4 protein-coding genes are annotated in these 3,704 nt (G+C 65.4%); 3 read left to right on the forward strand and 1 reads right to left on the reverse strand.

The annotated features are described in order from the left end of the window. Positions 1-134 precede the first annotated feature (134 nt). Positions 135-803 (forward strand): PEPxxWA-CTERM sorting domain-containing protein, encoded by a 669-nt coding sequence (locus RMO04_RS14820; protein WP_309645539.1) that lies wholly within the window; start codon positions 135-137, stop codon positions 801-803. Positions 804-913: 110 nt separating this feature from the next. On the opposite strand, the gene RMO04_RS14825 is transcribed toward RMO04_RS14820, so the two are convergent. Then, positions 914-1,855 carry an EpsD family peptidyl-prolyl cis-trans isomerase gene (locus RMO04_RS14825; protein WP_309645540.1) on the reverse strand — a complete coding sequence of 314 codons (942 nt, stop codon included), beginning with the start codon at positions 1,853-1,855 and terminating at the stop codon, positions 914-916. A gap of 247 nt (positions 1,856-2,102) precedes the next feature. Here RMO04_RS14825 and RMO04_RS14830 point away from each other — a divergent pair, with 247 nt between their 5' ends. Continuing rightward, a complete protein-coding gene (locus RMO04_RS14830; protein WP_309645541.1) occupies positions 2,103-2,372 on the forward strand; it encodes a hypothetical protein in 270 nt (89 codons plus the stop codon). A gap of 193 nt (positions 2,373-2,565) precedes the next feature. Beyond that, positions 2,566-3,704 (forward strand): methyl-accepting chemotaxis protein (locus RMO04_RS14835; protein WP_309645542.1); only part of this gene is annotated, 1,139 nt, incomplete at its 3' end.

Raw genomic sequence — 3,704 nt, forward strand, 5'->3', positions numbered from 1 at the left:
TTGGGGAATCCCGTTGCAGTGCGGCAGAGGTTGGAGTTTAACGTTTCGTGAACCACTGAGTTACGGGCGGGCAACTACGTCCGGGGGGCGTTGCTCAGGGGGGCATTGGACATGTGGTTTATGGAGGGCTCGTAGTGAGCAACTTTAAAAAGATTTTGGTCGGAGCCGTTTTCGCGGCGACGGCCGCCCTCGGTGCGACGGCCGCGAACGCCGCCGTCGTGCTGACGTCGTACAGCAGCTTTCAGGACACCCTGAACGCGTATGAGACCCTGGTCACCAACTTCGGCGCTCCGCTTGCGTTTGCGCCGGGCTGGGGCATCAGCGGCACCTACGCGATCCTTAACGGCACCAGCTCTTCCGGCGCCGCTCCCAAGTACGCGATCGGTGTCGACCCGACCGACTATCTGAGCGTCAAGAAGAACCAGACGGCCACGATCACCGGTCCCGGCGCGCGGAACATGAGCTTCTACATCGGCTCGCTGGACGACTACAACACCATCACCTTCTACACGGTGGGCGGTGGTGTTTACTCCTTCACGGGCACCCAGCTGGGTCTCGTGTCGGGCGCCTCTGACGGCAATCGTACCGCTCCCGTGACCAACGGCCGCTTCACGTTCGTCACTGATCCGACCGACCTGATCACCAGCGTTGCTCTCGCTTCGTCCGAGAATTCGTTCGAAGTCAGCAACATCGGTTCGGCGGTTCCTGAACCCGCCACCTGGGCGATGATGATCATCGGCTTCGGCGGCGTCGGCTCCATGCTGCGCAGCTCGCGTCGCAAGCAAGCGGCCGCGTTCGCCTAAGGCGATCCGATCGACAATAGAAGACGCCGCCGATCCCAGGATCGGCGGCGTTTTTTTGTGTCCGAATGTCCAGGATAGGGCCGACGCGGCGGGGCCGCGCCGGCTCAAACCTATTTCGCCGGTGGCGCCGCCGGAGCAGGGCTCGCGACCGGAGCCGGGGGGGTTGCGGTTGGCGCGGCGGACTTGGCCGCCGGCGCCTTGGACGCGGGCGCCTTGGCCGCCGGCTTGGGCTTATAGGCGTCGTTGTAGATGACCTTCGACGCGGAAGACTTTTGCAGGATCTCCATCTTCTTGGAGACCGCTTCTTGGGTCTTGAGCGTCTTCAACCCCGCCATGGCGTACTTGATCGCGCGGTCGCCGGTGAAGGGAACAGCGCGGCTGTCACGGATCTGATTGACGATCACCGCGCCGGGGCGCGGGAAGACGAAGATCTCCCCGGGCGGGAGCTTCGACAGGGTATCAACGAAAGCAGGCGGCGCGCTAAGCGTGTCGAGCACGACGGTGTTGCGCTGATAGTCCAGGTTGGCGCCTTGGAACACGGCCTCGACCTGCTCGAGGGTCTTGGTTGGTTCCAGCTGCTTGACAATCTCCGGGCTGATCGTCGCCGTGACGATCTGATCGACGACCATCACGCGGCGGTTGGCGAACATTCCTGGCTGCGAAGCGACGAAGCGCTCGGCCTCCGCACGCGGCGGATCGGCCACGCCCTGAGCCATTTTCCGCTGCATCATGCCAGCCAGCAGATTCTCAGTGGCGCGGTCAACCTGCTGAGAAAAGGCCGGCGTCTTGTCCATCTTGTCCGCCTTGGCCGACTGCACCAGCAGCTTCCGGAGGACGATCCGCTCCAGGGCCGCCTGCTCGACGGCCTTGCGCTGGACGGCGTCGGTGACCTGGACTCCATTGAGCTCGGCGTTGAGCTCCATGACCGTGATCTCCTCGCCGTCGACCGTGGCCACCACCTGGCCTGTCGGCGCCTTGTCGCCTCCCAGGCCGCAGCCGCTGATCGCTACGCTGGCGAACAGCGCCGCGCCATGGGTCCAAGTCAACTTCATGGGTTCTCTCCCCCCGAATTCATGTGCGACGCGACGCTTGTCGCTCGCGTGTCGTTAGAAGAATACTACCGCCGGCAATCTTGACCAGCCATTGGCCCTGTTAAGCCAGAAAGATGTTCAAGCGGTTTCCATTATTCGCAGGACCGCCGCCGAAGAAGATCGGGGCCTTTCCTGTTGCAAGTCCATCGGGGACAAGGGAGAACCGCCCCGACCGCGCGCGCATTGGCCAGAGCCTGGAACCTCCGTCATGACCGACGAGCCTCGACGCCGTCCGATCCTGAAGCTGAAAAACCCGCCCAAGGTGGTCATTCCGGGCGCCAAGCCGCCGCCCCCGCCGGCGCCGCCCGCCCACGACTGGAAATGCAAACCGTGCGGTGCGGGCCTGTCGGTCGACGCGGCGCTGGACGACGCCACCGAGGTCCGGTGCCCCTCATGCAACGCCAAACTGGGAACCGCCGGGGATTTTCGCGCCGATCCGCCGCCCGCCAAGCTGAGGGCCCGTCCCGCCAAGCGGTAGGCCGGATGACGCGACACGGCCTGCTTGTATTGCCGGATTCACCAAACCCTGACTTGCAAATTCTCCTTATTTTACAAGACTTTCAAGCCTGAAAGTAAAACGCGGTTAACGAAATCGCCGATATGCCAAACCCCCAGGGGGAGCGCGTCGGGCCGCAACGAAGCGGCGCCGGGTCCGCCCTGTCGAGGGTCAGATGCTTCGGATGAAAATCGCCGCCGCCGTTCGCGCATTCGGCCTGATGGTGGGTGGCGGAGTTCTGGTCACGGTGATGCTGGCCCTGCTGGCGGTCAACCAGGTTCGGGTCGGCGGGCCGCTGTACACCGAGATCGTGCAAGGCAAGGATCTGGTCGCCGACATCCTTCCGCCCCCGCAATATGTCATCGAGGCCTATCTGGTGGCGACGCTCGCCCGTGACGGGATCGAGGCGCCCGCCAAGAGCCGGGAGCGACTGAGCGTCCTGCATGAGGAGTATGACGCTCGCCACAAGCATTGGGCGGCGTCCAATCTGCCGGAGGCGCTGAAGCGCAAGATCACCATAGACTCCCACGAAGCGGCACAGACCTTCTGGACCATCGTGGAAGGCGACCTGCTGTCGGCTGTCGAGAGCGGCGACGCGGCTAAGGCGGCGGAGGCCTATGGCCGCGCCACCGAGGCCTACCGGGCCCATCGTTCGGTCATCGACGCGGTCGTTCCGCAGGCCAACGCCCTCAACGCCTCGGTCGAAGCGCGCTCGGGGCGCGAGGCGGGTTTGGCCTTGCTCGGAGGCCTTGGCCTGGTGGTCCTTCTGCTGGCGGTGGTGGCCGGTGGGGTCTTCGGACTGACCGTCGGCGTGGTGCGGCCGCTGCGCGAGCTGACGCGGCAGATGAATCAACTGGCCGCCGGCGAGGTGGACATCAAGGTCCAGGCCCGCGAGCGCGAGGACGAGGTGGGCGAGATGGCTCGGGCGCTGGAAGTGTTCCGCGTCAACGCCATCGAGGCCGAACGCGCGCGCGTCGCCCAGGAAAGCGCCAAGGCGCAGGCCGAGACCGAGCGGCTGGCAAGCGAGGAAGCCGCCAAGGCGCGAGGCCAGGCGCTGGTGGTGGGCTCGTTCGGCAAGGGGCTCGAACGCCTGGCGGAGGGTGACCTGACCTATCGCATGCAGGGCGACCTGCCGCCGGCCTATCTGAAGCTTCAGAGCGACTTCAACCTGGCCGCGGCCAAGCTGCAGAACACACTGGGCGTGGTGGTGGGCGCCGCGGCGGGCATGCGGTCCGGCGCGGGCGAGATCTCGACGGCCGCCGACGACCTGTCGCGTCGCACCGAGCAGCAGGCCGCCAGCCTGGAAGAGACCGC

The organism is Phenylobacterium sp. (genome assembly GCF_031412415.1).
Taxonomy (GTDB): Bacteria; Pseudomonadota; Alphaproteobacteria; order Caulobacterales; family Caulobacteraceae; genus Phenylobacterium.

What these genes read in the sequence shown, in the direction of transcription:
- RMO04_RS14830 (WP_309645541.1), top strand. Translation starts at nt 2,103, where the DNA reads ATGACCGACGAGCCTCGACGCCGTCCGATCCTGAAGCTGAAAAACCCG.
- RMO04_RS14825 (WP_309645540.1), bottom strand. Translation starts at nt 1,855, where the DNA reads ATGAAGTTGACTTGGACCCATGGCGCGGCGCTGTTCGCCAGCGTAGCG.